Source organism: Streptomyces sp. AC627_RSS907, assembly GCF_019049165.1.
The window spans coordinates 73256-90793 of record NZ_JAGMUE010000005.1; the positions used below are offsets into that span (position 1 = coordinate 73256).

Genomic DNA, 17538 nt, shown 5'->3' on the forward strand with positions numbered 1-17538 from the left:
CTGATACCGAACGAATGGTCGGTTGGGAAGCTGGTGACGATGACCACGACACACGCCGCCGAGGCACCGCCCCCGGAGCGGTTGCAGGAGGACTTCGACACGACGATCGCGCACGACCGGCGCATCGAGCCGCGCGACTGGATGCCGGACGGCTACCGCAGGACGCTGATCCGGCAGATCGCCCAGCACGCGCACTCGGAGATCATCGGCATGCAGCCCGAGGGCGAGTGGATCACCCGCGCGCCGTCGCTGCGCCGCAAGGCGATCCTGTTCGCCAAGGTCCAGGACGAGGCCGGTCACGGGCTGTACCTCTACTCGGCGGCGGAGACCCTGGGCGCGGACCGGGCGGACCTCACCCAGCGGCTGATCGAGGGGCGCCAGAAGTACTCGTCGATCTTCAACTACCCGACGCTGAGCTTCGCCGACGTCGGCGTGATCGGCTGGTTCGTGGACGGCGCCGCGATCTGCAACCAGGTACCGCTGTGCCGCAGCTCGTACGGGCCGTACGCGCGCGCGATGGTGCGGATCTGCAAGGAGGAGTCGTTCCACCAGCGCCAGGGCTACGAGCTGCTGATGACCATGATGCGGGGCACCGACGCCCAGCGCGAGATGGTCCAGGACGCGGTGGACCGCTGGTGGTGGCCGTCCCTGATGATGTTCGGCCCGCCCGACGACGCCTCCCCCAACTCCGCGCAGTCGATGGCCTGGAAGATAAAGCGGCACAGCAACGACGAACTGCGCCGGCGCTTCGTCGACATGACCGTCCCCCAGGCCGAGAAGCTCGGTGTCACCCTGCCCGACCCCGAGCTGCGCTGGAACGAGGAGACGGGGCACCACGAGTTCGGCACCCCGGACTGGGACGAGCTGATGCGCGTCATCAAGGGCGACGGCCCGTGCAACGACCAGCGGATCCAGCGGCGGCGGACCGCCCACGAGGAGGGCGCCTGGGTGCGCGAGGCGGCCACCGCCCACGCCGCCAAGCAGGCCGCCCGCGCGGAGAAGGGAGCGGTGGCATGACGTCCGCGAAGCAGGGCTGGCCGCTGTACGAGGTGTTCGTGCGCGGCAAGCGCGGCCTCAACCACGTCCACGTCGGCTCGCTGCACGCCGCCGACGACGCGATGGCGCTCACCCACGCCCGCGACCTCTACACCCGGCGCAACGAGGGGGTGAGCATCTGGGTGGTGCGCTCCGAGCACATCGCCGCCTCCACCCGCGACGAGAAGGACCCGTTCTTCGCCCCCAGCGCCGACAAGGTCTACCGGCACCCGACCTTCTACGACATCCCCGACGACGTCCCCCACATCTAGGAGCAGGGCATGAGTGACGACCACGTCTACCTCTCCCTGGCCGAGGGGCACGAGGACGACACCCGCTGGGCCTACGGCACCGGCTTCGAGGACCCGCTGCACGGCGTCGACACCACCGTGCCCGCGGGCGTCGACGCCGGTGACCTGGCCGCGGACTGCGTGGCCCTCGCCGACGACGCCCTGGTCTCGGCCCAGCGGCTCGCCGAGTGGGTCACCCACGCGCCCGAGCTGGAGGAGGAGGTGGCGCTGGCCAACATCGGCCTCGACCTCCTCGGCCAGGCCCGCCTGCTGTACGCGCGGGCCGGCCAGGTCGACGGCACCGGCCGCGGCGAGGACGCCTACGCCTACTTCAGGGACGCCGAGGACTTCCGCAACGTACGCCTGGCCGAGCTGCCGGGTGGCGACTTCGCCTTCACCGTCGTGCGGCTCCTGGTGCTCTCCAGCTGGCGCCTCGCGCACTTCCAGCGGCTGGTCGCCCACCCCGACCCGGTGCTCGCGGCGGTCGCGGCCAAGGGTGTCAAGGAACTGACGTACCACCGTCAGTACGCCGCCGAATGGGCCGTACGCCTGGGCGACGGCACCGCCCAGTCGCACCGCAGGATGCGCGCGGCGCTGGAGCAGGTCGCGCCCTACCTCGGCGAACTGCACACGGCGTACGACGTGCGGGACGACCTCGACGAGGTCCTGCGCCAGGTCACCGGGGCGGCCGGACTGCCCCTGCCCGTCCACCGGCCGCTGCCCGGCTGCGGCCGCGCCGGCGAGCACACGGAACATCTGGCGCCGCTGCTGGCCGAGTTGCAGAGCGTGGCCCGCGCCCACCCGGAGGCGACATGGTGACCGCCACCCCGGACACCCGGCACGCCCGGCACGTCGCCGAGCAGGTGCCCGACCCCGAGCTGCCCATGCTGACCCTGGCCGACCTCGGTGTCCTGCGCGAGGTGGAGGTGACCGCCGACGGCACCGTGGTCGCGAGCCTGACCCCCACCTATTCGGGATGCCCGGCGATGGCCGAGATGCGGGCGGACGTCGCCGCGCGGCTGCGGGAGGCGGGGTACGCGCGCGTGGAGATCCGTACGGTGCTCGACCCGCCCTGGTCCAGCGACTGGATCACCGAGTCCGGCCGTCGCAAGCTCGCGGAGCACGGCATCGCCCCGCCGGCGGCGGCGCCCCGCGGCCCGGTCTCCCTGGTGCTGTCGCCGGCCCGGCGCACGGTGCCCTGTCCCCGGTGCGGCTCGGCGGACACCGAGGAGACCTCCCGCTTCGCCGCCACGTCCTGCAAGGCGCTGTGGCGCTGCCGGGCCTGCCGCGAGCCGTTCGAGTACGTCAAGGAGATCTGATGGCCCCGACCGCCCCCGCCTCGGCGGCACCGGTGCGCACCCGCCGCCGTCCCGCCTTCCACCGCCTGCGCGTCGCCGCGATCCAGCGGCTGTGCGCCGACGCGGCGGCCGTGAGCTTCGAGATCCCGGACGACCTGGCCGCGGAGTTCGCCTTCGCGCCGGGCCAGTCGCTCACGCTGCGGCGCGAGGTCGACGGGCGGGACGAGCGCCGGTCGTACTCGATCTGCTCACCGGCCGGTTCGGCGCCGCGCATCGGGGTCCGGCTGGTGCCGGGAGGGCTGTTCTCGGCCTGGCTCGTGGGCGAGGTGCGGCCGGGCGACACCGTCGAGGTGATGGGCCCCACCGGTTTGTTCACGCCCGACCTCACCACCCCCGGCCACCACGTGCTGATCGCGGCGGGCTCGGGCATCACCCCCATGATGTCCATCGCCGAGTCGGTCCTGGCCGCCGACGACAGCTCGACCGTCACCCTCTTCTACGGCAACCGCCGCACCGACACGGTGATGTTCGCCGACGAGCTGGCGGACCTGAAGGACCTCCACCCGGCCCGCTTCCAGCTCGCCCACGTGCTCTCCCGTGAGCCGCGCGAGGCCGAGGTGCTCTCCGGCCGCCTGGACGCGCGGCGGCTCTCGCTGCTCGTGGATTCCCTGGTGGACGTGACGGCCGCGGACCACTGGTGGCTGTGCGGACCGCAGGGCATGGTCGGTGACGCCCAGCGGGTCCTGTCCGGACTCGGCGTCCCGGCCGAGCGCGTCCACCGGGAGCTGTTCTACGCCGACGACGAGCCCGTACGGGAGGTACGCCACGAGGAGACGGGTCCGCGGGGTCCCGTCAGCGAGGTCGTCATCACCCTGGACGGCCGCTCCACGACCGCCTCCCTCTCCCGGGGGAGGACCATCCTCGACGGCGCCCAGAAGAGCCGGCCCGATCTGCCCTTCGCCTGCAAGGGCGGCGTCTGCGGCACCTGCCGCGCACTGGTCACGGAGGGCAGGGCCGACATGCGGCGCAACTTCGCCCTCGAAGCGGCCGAGGTCGACGCCGGCTACGTACTGACCTGCCAGTCGTACCCCGCCTCCGGGAAGCTGGCCGTGGACTACGACAGCTGAGGGGGCGTCAGCCTCCGGTGGACGGCGGACCGGGGCGCCACCGCTCGTCCACGTCGCCGGGGCGACGCGGGAACGAGCAGCGGCGCCCCGGCGACGGACTGACCGGTGATCAGACCCCGAACTCCGAGGGCGAGATGCCGAGCGCCGTGCAGGCCTCACGGATCGCCTGCTGCTCGGACGCCTCGAAGACCCCGTCGGCCCCGGCGACGACCATGCCGGTCTGGATGACCGCCCGGGCCTCCGCGGGCTTCTTGGCGGCCTTCGCGATCACCTGCAGGGCCTCGCTCCTGCCCTGCTCGAAGTTGGCCAGGAGCCGGTCCACGTGCTGGTTGAACCGCTGGCGGAGCTGGTCCGCCGGGAAGTTCTGCAGCACCTCGTTGGAGACGATCAGCTCCTCCACGCGCTGTCGCTCCGCCGGTTCGACCTGTCCGTCGGCCGCGGCGACCAGCGCGCACAGGGCCATGCTGGCGTCCCGGTAGGCGCCGCTCTTGAGCTCGGTCTTGACCGATGCGAGCTGGGACTTGAACATCCCGATCAGCTGCGCCTTGGAGCCGCCGGAGGACGAGCCCGACGGGCCGGACCCCGGGTACCCCTGCGATCCGTGCCCGGTTCCGGTCGCTCCCCGAGTGCCCTGGGACTGCTGGAAGGTCTTGGCCTGGTCCTTGATCTTGTCCCACATCGCCACTCGTGCCACCTCGGCTTCTGTTGCTGCGTACGCGTCTCTGTCTTCGGCCGCGGTTTCGCGCGGCCACCAGGATGAACGCGTCCGGGGGCCACGGGGTTCCCGAAGGGCAAAGACGGGGCAAAGAGCCCCGCGGCGGCCCGGCAGGCTGCCGCGACCAGGAGGTGTCGGCAGGCCGGCCGCCCGGCGGATCGGCCGGCCGGGCGGGTGTGTGACGCGTGGCCCGGCCGAAGTCGTCGGCGCCGTGGTGCGCTTCGTCGACCCGGGCCGGCCGTCCTGCGCCGTCCCGGACACCGGCAGCGATCTCGTCGCGTGTCTCGCTGACCTGCTGGGTCACCGGCAGGTTCCCCTGTCACTGAAAAGTGCGTTCTTCCACGTCAGCGGAGACTCTCCTACGGTTACCGAGTAACCGCAGGAAACCGTACGTGCAAGGAGAAGTCATGGCCGTCACCCTGGTGAACCCCGAAGGCCTGCCGAAGATCGACGTCTACCGGCAGGTGTCGATCGCGTCCGGATCGAAGCTGGTCTTCCTCGCCGGGCAGGTCGCCTGGGACGCCGACGGCGTCACGGTCGGAGAGGGCGATCTGGCCGCGCAGACCGAGCAGTGCTACCTCAACGTCGCCACCGCACTGGCCGAGGCCGGTGCCTCCTTCGACGACGTGGCGAAGCTGAACGTCCATGTCGTGGACTGGACCCCCGACAAGATGCCGCTGCTGCTGGACGGCATCGCCCGGGCGTCCGCCAAACTGGGGGTGAACCCGGCGGCACCGGCCACCCTGCTGGGCGTCGCGGCGCTGGACGTGCCCGAGCACCTGATCGAGGTCGAGGCCACCGCGGTCATCGACTGAACCGGCTGCTCGCTCGGGGGAGACGGGCGTCCCGCCCGGGCTCACCCGGCCGCCCTCGGGCCCCGACGTGAACGCCCGGCCCCTGGGCGTCAGGGAACCGCGGAGCTGCACAGCGGCCTTCGGTTCCCCGGCGTACCGGCCCGGGGCGGCGGCCGGTTCCTGGTACAGCGTCACCGCCTGCTCCGCCGGCCCCCTCGCGCCCGCGCGGCGGCCGGCCGTGACCAGCAGCGCGGCATACCGGGCGCGCGCGATTCCTCCGACCCCGCCGCGAAGGGACACGTGACTCAGGGGAGCGTCGGTGCCGCCGGCGCCCCCGCCGCCGCTGTGGCGGTGCTCGCCCGGACGATCAGGCGTGGCTCCACCGAGGCCGGTTCGGGCACGGTCTCCGGGGCGGTGAGGTGGCGCAGCAGGTGCGCGACGGCGAGTTCACCCATCTGCGCGAACGGCTGGGCGACGGTGGTCAGGGGCGGTGAGCAGTACTCCGCCAGCTCGATGTCGTCCACGCCGACCACGGAGACGTCCTCGGGGACTCGCCGGCCCAGCTCGCGCAGCGCCCTGACGACTCCGAACGCCATCTCGTCGCTGGCCACGAAGACGGCGGTCACCTCCGGGATCCGGCCCAGGACGAGGCCGTTGCGGTACCCCGAGGCGGGTGACCAGTCGCCCTCCAGGGGCGGTGGCACCGGCCGTCCCGCGGCCTCGAGCGTCGTGCGCCACCCGTCGCGCCGGCTGGCGGCCTCCAGCCACTCGGCGGGGCCGGCGAGGTGCCAGACCGTCCCATGGCCCAGGTCCAGCAGGTGCCGCGTCGCAAGGCGGGCCGCCAGGGCCTGGTCGACGGCCACGACCTCGGTGGCGTCGGTGCGTGAACCGTCGATGGTGATGGTCGGCGTGGCACGGGTGAGCTCCTCGAGCCGCGTACTGCCGTGGATCAGCGGCACCGACAGGATGATGCCCTCCACGCCCTGATCGGTGAGCCGGGACAGGGCGGTCTCGATGGCGAAGGTGTCGAGCGAGGCGGTGGTCGCGGTGCTCACCGCGTATCCGGCGGCCTGGGCGGCACGCTCGATGCCCGAGGTGACCGCGGCACGCGAGTAGAAGGTGGTCTGGAGGGTCACCACGCCGATCGTGCGGCTGCGTCCGGAGGAGAGCATGCGGGCCGCGTTGTTGCGGCGGTAGCCGAGCCGGGTCACCGCGGCCATGACCTTGGCGCGTGTCTCCTCCCGCACATTCGGATGCCCGGAGAGCACCCGCGAGACCGTCTGCGCGGACACCCCGGCGGCCCGGGCCACGTCCGTCATCCCCGGCGGACGCCGCCCGCCGTCACCCTGCTTGGCCATGGGTCCCTTCCTCGACGCCCTTCCCGCGATGCTATCGCTGACACGGGCCCGCACCCGGTGCTCCGCGGGCTCCTGGCAGGCGTGCGGCAGACCTGTTGGCATCGATAACATTCTCTGCCATAGTCGGCTGCGAACACACCGGCCTCAACCGAGGGATCGATAACATCCGGGGCCGGACACCGGGCACGACCACCGGAGCCGTCCAGTGACCCTGGCCAGTACCCCACCCCGCACCCGCGTCGCACGCCCCCCGGCCACCCTGACCCACGCCCACGGCACGTTCCTGCGCGACGGCCGGCCGCATCGCGTCCTGTCCGGTTCGCTGCACTACTTCCGCGTCCACCCGGAGCAGTGGGCCGACCGCCTGGACCGCCTGGCGGCCCTCGGGCTCAACACCGTGGACACCTACATCCCGTGGAACTTCCACGAACGCCGCCCCGGAGACGTCCGCTTCGACGGCTGGCGCGACGTGGCCCGGTTCGCCCGGCTGGCCCAGCGGGCCGGCCTCGACCTGGTGATGCGGCCGGGCCCCTACATCTGCGCCGAATGGGACAACGGGGGACTTCCGGCCTGGCTCACCGGCACGCCCGGCATGCGCCCGCGCACCAGCCATCAGCCGTACCTGGACGCCGTCGGCCGCTGGTTCGACGAACTCGTGCCGCGGGTGGCCGACTTGCAGGCCGTGCGCGGCGGCCCCGTGGTGGCCGTGCAGATCGAGAACGAGTACGGCAGTTACGGCGACGACCACGCCTACGTCCGCTGGGTCCGGGACGCTCTCGTCGACCGCGGCATCACCGAACTCCTCTACACCGCTGACGGACCCACCCCGCTGATGCTCGACGGCGGCACCGTGGCGGGCGAGTTGGCGGCGGCGACGTTCGGCTCGCGGCCCGCCGAGGCCGCGGCGCTGCTGCGCGCGCGCCGGCCCGGTGAGCCCTTCTTCTGCGCGGAGTTCTGGAACGGCTGGTTCGACCACTGGGGCGAGAAGCACCACGTCCGTTCGCCGGACAGCGCCGCCCAGGACGTGGGCGACATCCTGGAGGCGGGCGGTTCGGTCAGTCTCTACATGGCGCACGGCGGCACCAACTTCGGGCTGTGGGCCGGCGCCAACCACGACGGGGACACCTTCCGGCCGACCGTCACCAGTTACGACTCGGACGCCCCGGTGGCCGAACACGGCGCCCTCACCCCGAAGTTCCACGCACTGCGGGAGAGGATCGCCGCCGCTCTCGGTGACAGGGCGCCACGACGGCCCCTGCCCGCCGACCCGCCCCTCCTGCGGCCCCGGACGCTTCCGGTGACCCGGCAGGCGGCCCTGCTGAACGCGCTGCGCGCCGCCACCGAACCGGTGCGCGCCGCCGTGCCGCTCAGCTTCGAGGAACTCGGCCAGTCCGCCGGGCTGGTGCTCTACGCGGCACGTCCCCTGCTGCCCCACGGCGAGCAGGAGCTGACCGTGACGGACCTGCACGACCGCGCCCAGGTGTTCGTCGACGGCGTGCCCGTCGCCGTACTCGACCGCGAGACGTCCTCGTTCACCGTGACCGGCACGGGGGCGCGGATCCGGCTGGAGCTGTTGGTGGAGAACCAGGGGCGGATCAACTACGGCCCGCTGCTCGGCCAGGGCAAGGGCATCCTCGGCGGGGTACGGGTGGAGCGCCGGCTCGTGCACGGCTGGACCATGCGCCGGCTCCCGCTGGACGAGTGGACGCCGCACGACATCACCCGCGCCGCGTCGGCCGGCGCGCCCGGTGGTACGGCCGGCTTCGCGAGCGCGCGCCTGGACGTCACCGAACCCGCCGACACCTTCCTGGCCCTGCCCGGCTTCGCCAAGGGCTTCGTCTGGGTCAACGACGCCCTGCTCGGGCGCTATTGGGAAGTGGGCCCCCAGACCACGCTGTACCTGCCCCGGCCCTTCCTCCGCGCCGGCGCCAACACCCTCACCGTCCTGGAGCTCGAACGGTTCGGCGAGCACGTCGCCCTCCTGGACCGGCCCGATCTCGGACCGGTCGAGGAGTACGTCGAGACGTTCGACTGACGGGGGGCGTCCGCCGGGCCGACCGGCACCACTGGAAGCACCACCACGAGTTGAGGAGTACCTGTGTCACGGATGACAGCTCCCGCAAGCAGACTCGCCCTCGTGGCCGTCGCCACGGCCCTCGCCCTCACCGGCACCGCATCCCTGGGCACCCCGCCCGCGTCGGCGGCCGGACCCGACGCCACCTACACCGTCACCGTCGGTTCCGGGGGACCATGGACCCGACCGGACGACACCCCGGCCGGCACCTACATCGACAAGGACGGCACCTTCTACTACCAGCAGGCCCACGCGCTCTACGGCGCGAACGACAGCCGCGCCTGGAGCTTCTACACCGGCAGGGACTTCGACACGGCGAACCGGTCCGGCGCGATCAGCGACGCGGTCGACCCCCACGAGCCCAGGGACCGCAACAACGACACCACCTGGCGGTGCAACAACAGCCCGACGGGCAAGGAGTCCACCTTCCCACCCGCCGGATCGGGTTACGCGCAGAAGAACTACTGCGACCTGGCCGGCGTATGGGTCGACCCCGACACCGGCGACTGGTACGGCCTGGTGCACAACGAGTTCACCCCGCAGCCCTTCGGCGACGGCCTCCACTACGACGGGATCGACTACGCGGTCTCCCGGGACCAGGGCCGGACGTGGACCATCAAGGACCACGTCATCACCTCGCCGTACAGCACGAAGCGCGGCGACACCCGCGCCTTCCCGCACCAGACCTACCACTACGGCGACGGCGACCCCCGCCTCTTCGTCGACACCGCCTCCGGATACTTCTACGTCTACTACGGCTCCCGCATCGTGGAGAAGGGCGGTGGCTGGAAGGCCTTCCACGCCCACGTGGCCCGTGCCCCGATGTCCGGGAAGATGGCGCCCGGTTCCTGGCAGAAGTGGTACGACGGGGCCTGGTCCGAACCCGGCGTCGGGGGCCGCGAGAGCAACATGGTGCCGGTCGGTGCCTCCGGCGGGACCGGCTACACCCCCGTGTCGGACGAGTACGACCCCGCCAACACCGGCACGGTGAGCGAGCAGGTCGCCGCCGGCGAGATGCCCCCGACCTCGCCCCTGTTCGTCATGGACATCACCTACAACGCCCACCTGGGCCTGTACATAGGGGAACCCCAGGCCGTCGACCAGAGCGGCAACGCCCCGCAGGAGTTCTACGCCACCAAGGACCTCGCCACCCAGAAGTGGTTCCCGGTCGGTGACACCGGCGGCCACACCAACGCCTCCTGGTACCGCTGGTTCCTCGACGGCGTCAACAGGACCGGGTCCGGCATCGTCGGCAGGACGTTCCGCTCGTACTGCTCCTTCGGCTGCTCGGGCGGCAGGGCGAGCGAGTACGTCAACGTCACGATCGACACCTCCGCCCCCGCCGCGCCGGTCGACGCCGGCCGGACCTACCGGATCGCCGGTGCCGGGGGACGTGCCCTCGCCCAGGCGCGGGCGGGGAGTCCCGCGACGACGTCGGTGAGCGAGCCGGCCGGCACCGGTCTGGCGGAATGGGTCTTCACCGCGAACGGCGACGGCTCGTACCGGATCGCCAACGCCGCGACCGGGCAACTGCTCGGTGTCGACTCCTCCTCCACCGCGGGCCGCGCCTGGGGCGCCCGGCCCACCGTCACGCGCTCCGGAAGCGGCGGCCCCTCCGTCGGACAACAGTGGTTCGTCGTCCCCGGCAGGTCCGCCGACGGCACCTCCACCGGCAGGTACCGCCTGGTCAACCGCTACAGCGGCCTGGTGCTCGGCATCTCCGCCGACTCCAGCCGCCGCGTCGAGAGCACGCCCGCCCGCTCGTGGACCAACACCACCGGCGACCCCGTCGGCGGCACCCGCGGCCCCGGCGAGCAGGCCCTGACCCTCACCCCGACCGGGACCCGGGGCTGACTCCGTCACGGCGGGCCGGGACCCGAGAGGCGTCCCGGCCCGGCCACGCGACCCGCCCGCACACCGTGCCGCGCGGCCGGGACTGCTCAGGCCGAGAGCACCATCGCCACCGCCACCCCACCGAGCAGCGCGATGTACGCCCAGGCGTAGGTGCGGTCGGGGACGCGTGGTGGGCGGCGCCGCAGCACCGCGATCACGGGCAGGGCGCCCAGGAGCAGCGCCGCGGCGGCACGGAGGTCGACGAGACCCACCAGGTGCACGTGCGTGTGCGCGGTGGCGGGACCCTCGGCGCCCCCCAGGAAGACCACGGCGGCCGGGAGCGCGATGGCGAGGGTCAGCGGGTTGGCCAGTGCGGTCGCCACGTGCATCGTGTGCCCGGCCCGCCGCATCGCGGGGACGGTCATCACGCTGCCCCCCACCCCGAGGAAGGCCGCCACCGCGCCGACGGGAGCGCCCACCACGGCCGGAAGCGGACGCGGTGCGTCGCGGGTGGTCGCCGGGGCGCGCGGGCGCAGGAAGCCGGGGCGGAGCAGCAGATCGACGACGGTGAGCGCGACGTACGCGACGAACGCCCAGCGCACCAGGCCGGGAGGGGCGTGGCGCGTGGCGAGCGCGCCGGCCCCGGCGCCGGCCGCCAGCAGCAGGAGCAGCGGGCCGCTGCCGCGGAGGGCGGCGAGGACCCGCCGCGGTGTGACGGCCGTCGCGAACCCCGCGTTCACCACCATGACCAGCGCCGAGGTGGCCGTCGCCACCCGCATCGCGTCCGCGCCGAGGGACGCGTCCGCCCACACCACGACCGGGACGGCGACGAATCCGCCGCCGAACCCGAACAGGACGGTCGTCACGCCGGTGAGAAGCCCGATGCCGAGCAAGGCCAGAACAGTCACAGCGCCACTCCACCAGCTCCGGAGCAACGCACGCATTCGATGCCCGGCACGATTCCTTCGCGTCTCGGCCGTAGGGTGGCCGGGGTGAAGAACGTCCCCCTGGCCGATGTCGACGCAGTGGACCGGGCCGTCCTGCCCCTCGGCACCGACTACCCGCCCGGCCACCTGCTGGACTGGCACGCACACCGCCGCGCGCAGTTCCTCTACGGCGCCACCGGCGTCATGGTCGTCGACACCGCCGACGGCACCTGGACCGTCCCGCCCGAGCGTGCCGTCCTGATTCCGGCCGCCACGCGCCACCGGGTCCGCATGCTGGGCGTCAGTACCCGCAGTCTGTACATCGAGCCGGACGCCGTCCCCTGGTGGCCCGGCACCTGCACGGTCGTGGACGTTCCGCCGCTGCTGCGCGAACTGCTCCTCGTGGCGGTCGAGTTCGAGGCGGACTACAGCCTGACCGGACGGGAGGCGAGCGTGGTCTCCCTTCTGCTGTACGAGATCGCCGCACGCACCCCGCTCCCGTTCCACGTCGCCCTTCCCGCCTCCGCCGACCTCGCGACGCTCTGCCGGGACTACCTGGCCGACCCGGACGCCGGTGTCACCAACGCGGCATGGGCCGCGCGGACGGCCATGAGCGAACGGGCCTTCACCCGGCGTTTCCGCTCGGAGACGGGTGACAGCCCCGCTGTCTGGCGGACCCGCGCGCGCCTGCTCGCGGCCGTCCCCCTGCTGCGCACCGCGTCGGTCAGCGAGGTCTCCGGCCGCCTCGGCTACGCCTCTCCCGCCGCGTTCACCGCCGCTTTCACCAGGGCCTTCGGCGTAGCGCCGTCCCGCTTCACCACGAGCCGCCGGAACCCGCTCCAGGGCTGACCCCGAGCCCGCGGACGCGGTTGACACCGGGACCGGTCGTCCCTAGCGTGACGCCCCGCCTTTATATCGATGTAAAAGAGCTGTGGAAAGGACCCCCTGTGCCTCCCAGCCACCCGCTCCGTCCCCGCGCACGCGTCGGTCTGCTCGTGGCCGCCCTCCTCGGGCTCGTCGTGGGCCTGCTGTCCGCGTTCACCGCGCCGGCCGCCGCGGCGTCACCCCCGCCCTCGCCGTCACCCTCGCCGAGCGCCGCCGGCGCGGCGTCCGGCACGTTCCGCAACCCGCTCAACCCCGGGCCGGACCCGTTCATGACGCACTGGAAGGGGAACTACTACCTCACGACCACCCAGGGCAACAGCATCAGGATGTGGCGCTCCGCGTCCCTGGGCACCCTCGCGGTCGCTGACCCGGTCACCGTGTGGACGGACTCCGACCCGTCCCGCAACCGCAACATCTGGGCGCCGGAGTTCTACCGTTTCGGTGACCGCTGGTACCTGTACTACACGGCCGACGACGGCGTCGACGAGCATCACCGCCTGTACGTCCTGCAATCGGAGCGCGACGACCCGGCCGGCCCGTACCACTTCAAGGCGAAGCTCGCTCCGCCCAACCACGCGAACGACTTCGCCATCGACGCCGGCATCCTCCACGTGCGCGGCCGGCTCTACCTCGCGTACAGCGGCATCAACCGGTACCAGCACAACGGGATCAACATCGCCCCGATGTCCAACCCGTACACCGTCTCCGGCAACGCCGTCGCCGTCGACGCGGCCGGCGGCTGCCCCGAGGTGCGGGAAGGACCGGAGTTCCTGTACCGCAACGGCCGGGTGTGGATGACGTACTCCGCCTGTGACACGGGCAAGCCCGACTACCAGGTGTGGATGATGTCGATGCCGCTCGACGCCGACCCGCTCGTGCCGGGCAACTGGCGCCAGCACCAGGGCGCGGTGTTCTCCCGGGCCGACGACCGGGGCGTGTTCGGGCCGGGCCACCACGCCTTCTTCCGTTCCCCGGACGGCACGGAGGACTGGATCGTCTACCACGCCAAGACCACGTCCGTGAACACCTACAGCAACCGCACCACCCGGGCGCAGAAGTTCACCTGGCGAGCCGACGGCAGTCCCGACTTCGGCCGCCCGCTCGCGATGGGCGCCACCCAGGACCTGCCCTCCGGCGACCCCGGGTCCGGGAACTACTGGATCAACGACGACGGCCGTTCCAGTGGTCCCGGCGGCGTCAGCTACACGGGTGCCTGGAACTCCGGCACGGGCTGCGCCACCCAGTGCTTCTGGAGCGACGACCACTGGAGCGACCGCGCCGGTGCCACGGCGACCTTCTCCTTCACCGGCACCCGCATCGCCCTGCTCTCCGTCAAGGACACCGGCAACGGCTACGCGGCGATCAGCGTCGACGGCGGCCCCGAGCGACGCGTGGACTTCCACAACCCGATCCGCGTCGGCGAGGCGGTGCAGTACGTCAGCCCGCGTCTCGCGTACGGCGGCCACACCCTGCGGATCCGGGTGACGGGCGAGCACGACTCCCAGTCCGGGGCGTCCTTCGTGAGCGTCGACCGTGCCGAGGTGTACGTGAACTGACGCACCGGGCCACCCGGCCCGTCACCGCCGCTCGTGGCCCTCCGTGCTCTCCCGCAGGACGAGCCGGTGGGCCACGATGCGGTCCTGGGGTGACAGCGAACCCGGCCCGTCGCCGCGGCCCTCCGGTCCCGTCGCCTCCTCGATGCGGTCCTGGAGCAGTTGCACGGCGACCTTGGCCACCGCCGCCTTGTCCGGAGCCACCGTGCTCAGCGTGGGCACGCTGAACCGCCCGCCCTCCACGTCGTCGAAGCCGATGACGGCGACGTCCTCGGGCACCCGGACCCCGTGCTCGTGCAGGGCGCGCAAGGCGCCCAGGGCCAGCTGGTCGTTGAGGCAGAGCAGCGCGTCGGGCCGCGCGCCCTCCCGCAGCGCCCGCGCCACGGCCTCGGCACCGTCGGGCATCCGGAACGAGCCGACCGGCAGCAGGGCGGCCGGATCGTAGGCGATGCCCGCCTCGGACAGGGCGGCGCGGTAACCACGGGTGCGGGCCTCGGCCGTGCCCAGACCCGCGTCGTCACGACCGCCGACCGCGAGGATGGCGCGGCGCCCGAGGCCGATCAGGTGGCTGGTCGCCTCGTGCGCGGCCCGCTCGTTGTCGATGGCGACGTGGTCGGCGCCCTCCTCCAGGAGCTCACCGAGCAGCACGGTGGGCGGCGCCCCCTCGCGATCGCGCAGGTCGTCCGCCGTCAGGGCGAGGGGGCTGAGGATGATCCCGTCGACGAAGGCGGACCCGAAACCGGCCAGCGCCGCCAGCTCGTGGGCCCGGTCCGCCCCGGACTGATGGATCAGGACGGTCAGGGAACGCTGCTCGGCCTCCCGGATGACATGCCGGGCCAGCTCGGCGAAGTACGGTATGTCGAGCTCCGGAACGACCAGCGCGATGATGCCGGTGCGACCCCGGCGCAGGTGACGGCCCGCCAGGTTGACCCGGTAGCCGAGCTGTTCGATGGCCTCACGCACCACGCGTCTGGTCCGGTCGGAGACATGGGCGTAGTCGTTGATGACATTGGACACCGTCTTCTCCGAAACGCCCGCGTGACGTGCGACGTCCTTGATCCTGGGCCGAGCCACCGAGACCTCCCTGCCTCTTTCGCGCTGCCAGAGTCTATGTCCGGCACCGCACCGGCCCGAGCGCAGGTCGGCGTGATGTCGATCTTCCGGTCGCCACCGCCGATCCCCGCCCCAGCTCTTTACAGCCCATGTACATCGATGTAAAAACAAGCCACCGCACAGCGTCCGGCCGTCGAAAGGTCCGCGATGAGTTCCCCTTTGCCCGCCCGTGAGGTGCCGGCCGGGTCCGGCCCGGCACGCCGCCTCAGCCGCCGTCGGCTTGTGCGGCACACCATGGCCGGAGCGGGCGCCCTGCTCGCCGTCGGCCCGCTGTCCGGCTGCGCCTCACCGGCCAACGCCTCCGGCGCCTCGGCACTGAGCGTCTGGGACCTGTTCCAGGGCGGCGACGGCATGCTGATGGACGACATGATCGACGCGGTGTCCAAGGGGGCCAGGGAAGCCGGGGGAGGAGCCGGGCGAGCCGCGGAGGCGAAGGGGGCCGGGGGTTCCAAGGGCTTCGAGGTCGACCGCACCATCCTGGACTGGGGACCGTCCTACTACACCAAGCTCGCCATGTCCGCCGCCGGCGGCCGGGCCTCCGACGTGGCCGCCATGCATCTGTCCAGGCTCGCGGGCTACGCGCCCGGCGGCCTGGTGGACGCCTTCGACCTGGACCTGCTCGCCGAGTTCGGCGTCAGCCGGAAGGACTTCACGCCCGCGGTCTGGGCGCGGACACAGCACGAGGGAACGGTCTACGCCATCCCCTTGGACGTCCACCCGTTCATCGTCTTCTACGACAAGGAGGCGGCGGACACCGCGGGGCTCCTCGACTCCTCGGGGCAACTGGCCGCGATGGGCTCGCCCGAGGCCCTTCTGGACGCGGGCAAGGCGCTCGCCGAGGCGACGGGGGAGTCGGGCATCCTGTTCGGCCACGTCACCGACACGGCGCAGAACTGGCGCCTGTTCGCCACCCTGTACGCGCAGACCGGCGCCGCCTTCCTCCTGCCGGAGGGCGGTCCGGTCGAGATCGACGTCGATGCCGCGGTGCGCGTCGTGACGTTCATGCAGCAGCTCTTCGACGGCCGGACCAACCCCGGCAACCTGGACTACAACGGCGCGTTGGCCGCCTTCACGAGCGGTCGCGGCGGCATGGCGATGCTCGGCGAGTGGGAGCTGCCGACGCTGAAGAAGTCCGGCATCCCCCTGGGCGCCGCGCCCTTCCCGCAGGTCTTCGACAAGCCGGCCGTCTACACCGACAGCCACAGCTTCGTCCTCCCGCACCAGGACGACCCCGACCCGGCGCGGCGGCGAGAAGCCCACCGGTACGTGGCCGAGATCCTCAAGCAGAGCCTCACCTGGGCGACCGCCGGGCACATCCCCGCCTACCAACCGGTGCTCGCGGAGCCGAGGTACGCGGCTCTCGACCCGCAGTCCTCCTACGCGCGGGCCGCGGAGGTGGCGGTGCTCGACCCGCCCAACTGGTTCGCGGGGGCCGGTTCCAACTTCCAGAACCGGATGTGCCAGCCGCTCCAGTCGGCCCTGCTGGGCAACACGTCCGCGCAGAAGGCGGTACGCCAGATGGTCCGCGAAGCGGACGCGCTGCTGCGGCAGCCCAACCCGGTGGCCTGACCAGCACAAGGAGTGACCGACGTGACCACCACCGCCCCCCTCGGCACCGAGGCACAGGCCGACCCGCCCGCCCTCCGCGTCACCGGCCGTACCGGCCGCTGGACCCCGCGCACCGGCACCCGCACAGGTCTGGTCTTCGTCCTGCCCTTCCTGCTCGTCTTCGTCCTCTTCCTGGTCTGGCCCGTCGTGCAGGGCCTGTGGATGAGCTTCACCGACAGCTCGCTCGCCCTGCGTGACACGAGCTTCGTCGGCTTCGACAACTACGCGGAGGCCTTCGGCGACCCCGACGTGTGGAGCAGCCTCGGCAACACCGTCTTCTTCACCGTCATCTCGAGCGTGCCCCTGGTCCTGGTCGCCCTGGCGATGGCGTTGCTGGTGCACAGCGGGCTCGCCGGCCAGTGGGCCTGGCGACTGGCCTTCTTCGCCCCCTACCTGCTGCCGGTGACCGTGGTGACGCTCATCTGGACCTGGCTCTACCAGCCGGACCTGGGCCTGGCCAACCAACTCCTCGGCACGCTCGGCCTCGACTCCGTCGGGTGGCTCTCCGACGAGTCCGTCGCGATGTGGTCGATCGCCGCGCTCACCGTCTGGTGGACGGTCGGCTTCAACTTCCTGCTCTACCTCGCGGCACTCCAGTCCCTGCCGGCGACCTTCGACGAGGCGGCGGCACTCGACGGCGCCGGTGCCTGGCGGCGCCTGTGGTCCGTCACCCTGCCGCAACTGCGCAGGACCACCGGGCTGGTGGCCCTGCTGCAGATCCTCGCGTCGCTCAAGGTGTTCGACCAGATCTACATCCTCACCAAGGGCGGCCCGAACGGCTCGACCCGCCCCGTACTGGAGTACGTCTACGACGTCGGGTTCACCGGCTACCGGCTCGGTTACGCCTCCGCCGTCTCGTATCTCTTCTTCGCGCTCGTCATCGTCGTCTCGCTCGTGCAGCTCCGCCTCTTCCGCCAGGAGGACTGACC

The 17538-nt window shown here is 72.3% G+C and carries 16 protein-coding genes; 12 read left to right on the forward strand and 4 right to left on the reverse strand.

Going from position 1 to position 17538, the window contains the following annotated elements; genetic code table 11:
* Positions 1-39: 39 nt before the first annotated feature.
* Genes paaA through paaE form a run of 5 tightly spaced genes read left to right on the forward strand, consistent with a single transcriptional unit; the run spans position 40 to position 3750 of the window.
* Positions 40-1017, forward strand: a complete 978-nt coding sequence (paaA, locus tag KUM32_RS01090) for a 1,2-phenylacetyl-CoA epoxidase subunit PaaA (RefSeq protein WP_217139818.1) — start codon at positions 40-42, stop codon at positions 1015-1017.
* A complete protein-coding gene (gene paaB, locus KUM32_RS01095; protein ID WP_217139819.1) occupies positions 1014-1307 on the forward strand; it encodes a 1,2-phenylacetyl-CoA epoxidase subunit PaaB in 294 nt (97 codons plus the stop codon). Before paaA ends, paaB begins: the two co-directional genes overlap by 4 nt.
* A 9-nt stretch (positions 1308-1316) precedes the next feature.
* Positions 1317-2144: a 1,2-phenylacetyl-CoA epoxidase subunit PaaC gene (paaC, locus tag KUM32_RS01100; RefSeq protein WP_217139820.1), complete on the forward strand. Its 828-nt coding sequence runs from the start codon at positions 1317-1319 to the stop codon at positions 2142-2144.
* Complete coding sequence (paaD, locus tag KUM32_RS01105; RefSeq protein WP_217139821.1) at positions 2138-2644, forward strand: 1,2-phenylacetyl-CoA epoxidase subunit PaaD; 507 nt, start codon at positions 2138-2140, stop codon at positions 2642-2644. Before paaC ends, paaD begins: the two co-directional genes overlap by 7 nt.
* Positions 2644-3750 carry a 1,2-phenylacetyl-CoA epoxidase subunit PaaE gene (paaE, locus tag KUM32_RS01110; protein WP_217139822.1) on the forward strand — a complete coding sequence of 369 codons (1107 nt, stop codon included), beginning with the start codon at positions 2644-2646 and terminating at the stop codon, positions 3748-3750. Before paaD ends, paaE begins: the two co-directional genes overlap by 1 nt.
* A gap of 109 nt (positions 3751-3859) precedes the next feature.
* Here the strand turns inward: paaE and KUM32_RS01115 are convergent, their stop codons facing one another.
* On the reverse strand, positions 3860-4435 hold the full coding sequence (locus tag KUM32_RS01115; protein ID WP_217139861.1) for a tellurite resistance TerB family protein: 576 nt from the start codon (positions 4433-4435) through the stop codon (positions 3860-3862).
* 437 nt (positions 4436-4872) lie between these two features.
* Between KUM32_RS01115 and KUM32_RS01120 the strand changes: the two genes are divergently transcribed.
* Positions 4873-5280 (forward strand): RidA family protein, encoded by a 408-nt coding sequence (locus KUM32_RS01120; RefSeq protein WP_217139823.1) that lies wholly within the window; start codon positions 4873-4875, stop codon positions 5278-5280.
* A 284-nt stretch (positions 5281-5564) separates the two neighbouring features.
* Here the strand turns inward: KUM32_RS01120 and KUM32_RS01125 are convergent, their stop codons facing one another.
* Complete coding sequence (locus KUM32_RS01125) at positions 5565-6617, reverse strand: LacI family DNA-binding transcriptional regulator (RefSeq protein WP_217139824.1); 1053 nt, start codon at positions 6615-6617, stop codon at positions 5565-5567.
* A 211-nt stretch (positions 6618-6828) separates the two neighbouring features.
* Between KUM32_RS01125 and KUM32_RS01130 the strand changes: the two genes are divergently transcribed.
* Both KUM32_RS01130 and KUM32_RS01135 read left to right on the forward strand, forming a co-directional pair.
* A complete protein-coding gene (locus tag KUM32_RS01130) occupies positions 6829-8652 on the forward strand; it encodes a beta-galactosidase family protein (protein ID WP_217139862.1) in 1824 nt (607 codons plus the stop codon).
* A gap of 72 nt (positions 8653-8724) precedes the next feature.
* Complete coding sequence (locus tag KUM32_RS01135; RefSeq protein WP_217139825.1) at positions 8725-10545, forward strand: RICIN domain-containing protein; 1821 nt, start codon at positions 8725-8727, stop codon at positions 10543-10545.
* An 86-nt stretch (positions 10546-10631) separates the two neighbouring features.
* Here KUM32_RS01135 and KUM32_RS01140 read toward each other — a convergent pair whose 3' ends face one another.
* On the reverse strand, positions 10632-11432 hold the full coding sequence (locus tag KUM32_RS01140; protein ID WP_217139826.1) for a sulfite exporter TauE/SafE family protein: 801 nt from the start codon (positions 11430-11432) through the stop codon (positions 10632-10634).
* 84 nt (positions 11433-11516) lie between these two features.
* Between KUM32_RS01140 and KUM32_RS01145 the strand changes: the two genes are divergently transcribed.
* Positions 11517-12299 (forward strand): helix-turn-helix domain-containing protein, encoded by a 783-nt coding sequence (locus KUM32_RS01145; RefSeq protein ID WP_217139827.1) that lies wholly within the window; start codon positions 11517-11519, stop codon positions 12297-12299.
* Positions 12300-12397: 98 nt separating this feature from the next.
* Positions 12398-13891 (forward strand): family 43 glycosylhydrolase, encoded by a 1494-nt coding sequence (locus KUM32_RS01150; RefSeq protein WP_217139828.1) that lies wholly within the window; start codon positions 12398-12400, stop codon positions 13889-13891.
* A 21-nt stretch (positions 13892-13912) separates the two neighbouring features.
* Here KUM32_RS01150 and KUM32_RS01155 read toward each other — a convergent pair whose 3' ends face one another.
* On the reverse strand, positions 13913-14962 hold the full coding sequence (locus KUM32_RS01155) for a LacI family DNA-binding transcriptional regulator (protein WP_217139829.1): 1050 nt from the start codon (positions 14960-14962) through the stop codon (positions 13913-13915).
* Positions 14963-15148: 186 nt separating this feature from the next.
* Between KUM32_RS01155 and KUM32_RS01160 the strand changes: the two genes are divergently transcribed.
* Positions 15149-16570, forward strand: coding sequence for an extracellular solute-binding protein (locus tag KUM32_RS01160; RefSeq protein WP_217139830.1), 1422 nt, complete (start codon positions 15149-15151; stop codon positions 16568-16570).
* A 21-nt stretch (positions 16571-16591) separates the two neighbouring features.
* Positions 16592-17536 carry a carbohydrate ABC transporter permease gene (locus KUM32_RS01165; protein ID WP_217139831.1) on the forward strand — a complete coding sequence of 315 codons (945 nt, stop codon included), beginning with the start codon at positions 16592-16594 and terminating at the stop codon, positions 17534-17536.
* Positions 17537-17538: the final 2 nt, after the last annotated feature.

What these genes read in the sequence shown, in the direction of transcription:
- KUM32_RS01135 (WP_217139825.1), top strand. Translation starts at nt 8,725, where the DNA reads ATGACAGCTCCCGCAAGCAGACTCGCCCTCGTGGCCGTCGCCACGGCC.
- KUM32_RS01160 (WP_217139830.1), top strand. Translation starts at nt 15,149, where the DNA reads ATGAGTTCCCCTTTGCCCGCCCGTGAGGTGCCGGCCGGGTCCGGCCCG.
- KUM32_RS01120 (WP_217139823.1), top strand. Translation starts at nt 4,873, where the DNA reads ATGGCCGTCACCCTGGTGAACCCCGAAGGCCTGCCGAAGATCGACGTC.
- paaC (WP_217139820.1), top strand. Translation starts at nt 1,317, where the DNA reads ATGAGTGACGACCACGTCTACCTCTCCCTGGCCGAGGGGCACGAGGAC.
- paaD (WP_217139821.1), top strand. Translation starts at nt 2,138, where the DNA reads ATGGTGACCGCCACCCCGGACACCCGGCACGCCCGGCACGTCGCCGAG.
- paaA (WP_217139818.1), top strand. Translation starts at nt 40, where the DNA reads ATGACCACGACACACGCCGCCGAGGCACCGCCCCCGGAGCGGTTGCAG.
- paaE (WP_217139822.1), top strand. Translation starts at nt 2,644, where the DNA reads ATGGCCCCGACCGCCCCCGCCTCGGCGGCACCGGTGCGCACCCGCCGC.
- KUM32_RS01125 (WP_217139824.1), bottom strand. Translation starts at nt 6,617, where the DNA reads ATGGCCAAGCAGGGTGACGGCGGGCGGCGTCCGCCGGGGATGACGGAC.
- paaB (WP_217139819.1), top strand. Translation starts at nt 1,014, where the DNA reads ATGACGTCCGCGAAGCAGGGCTGGCCGCTGTACGAGGTGTTCGTGCGC.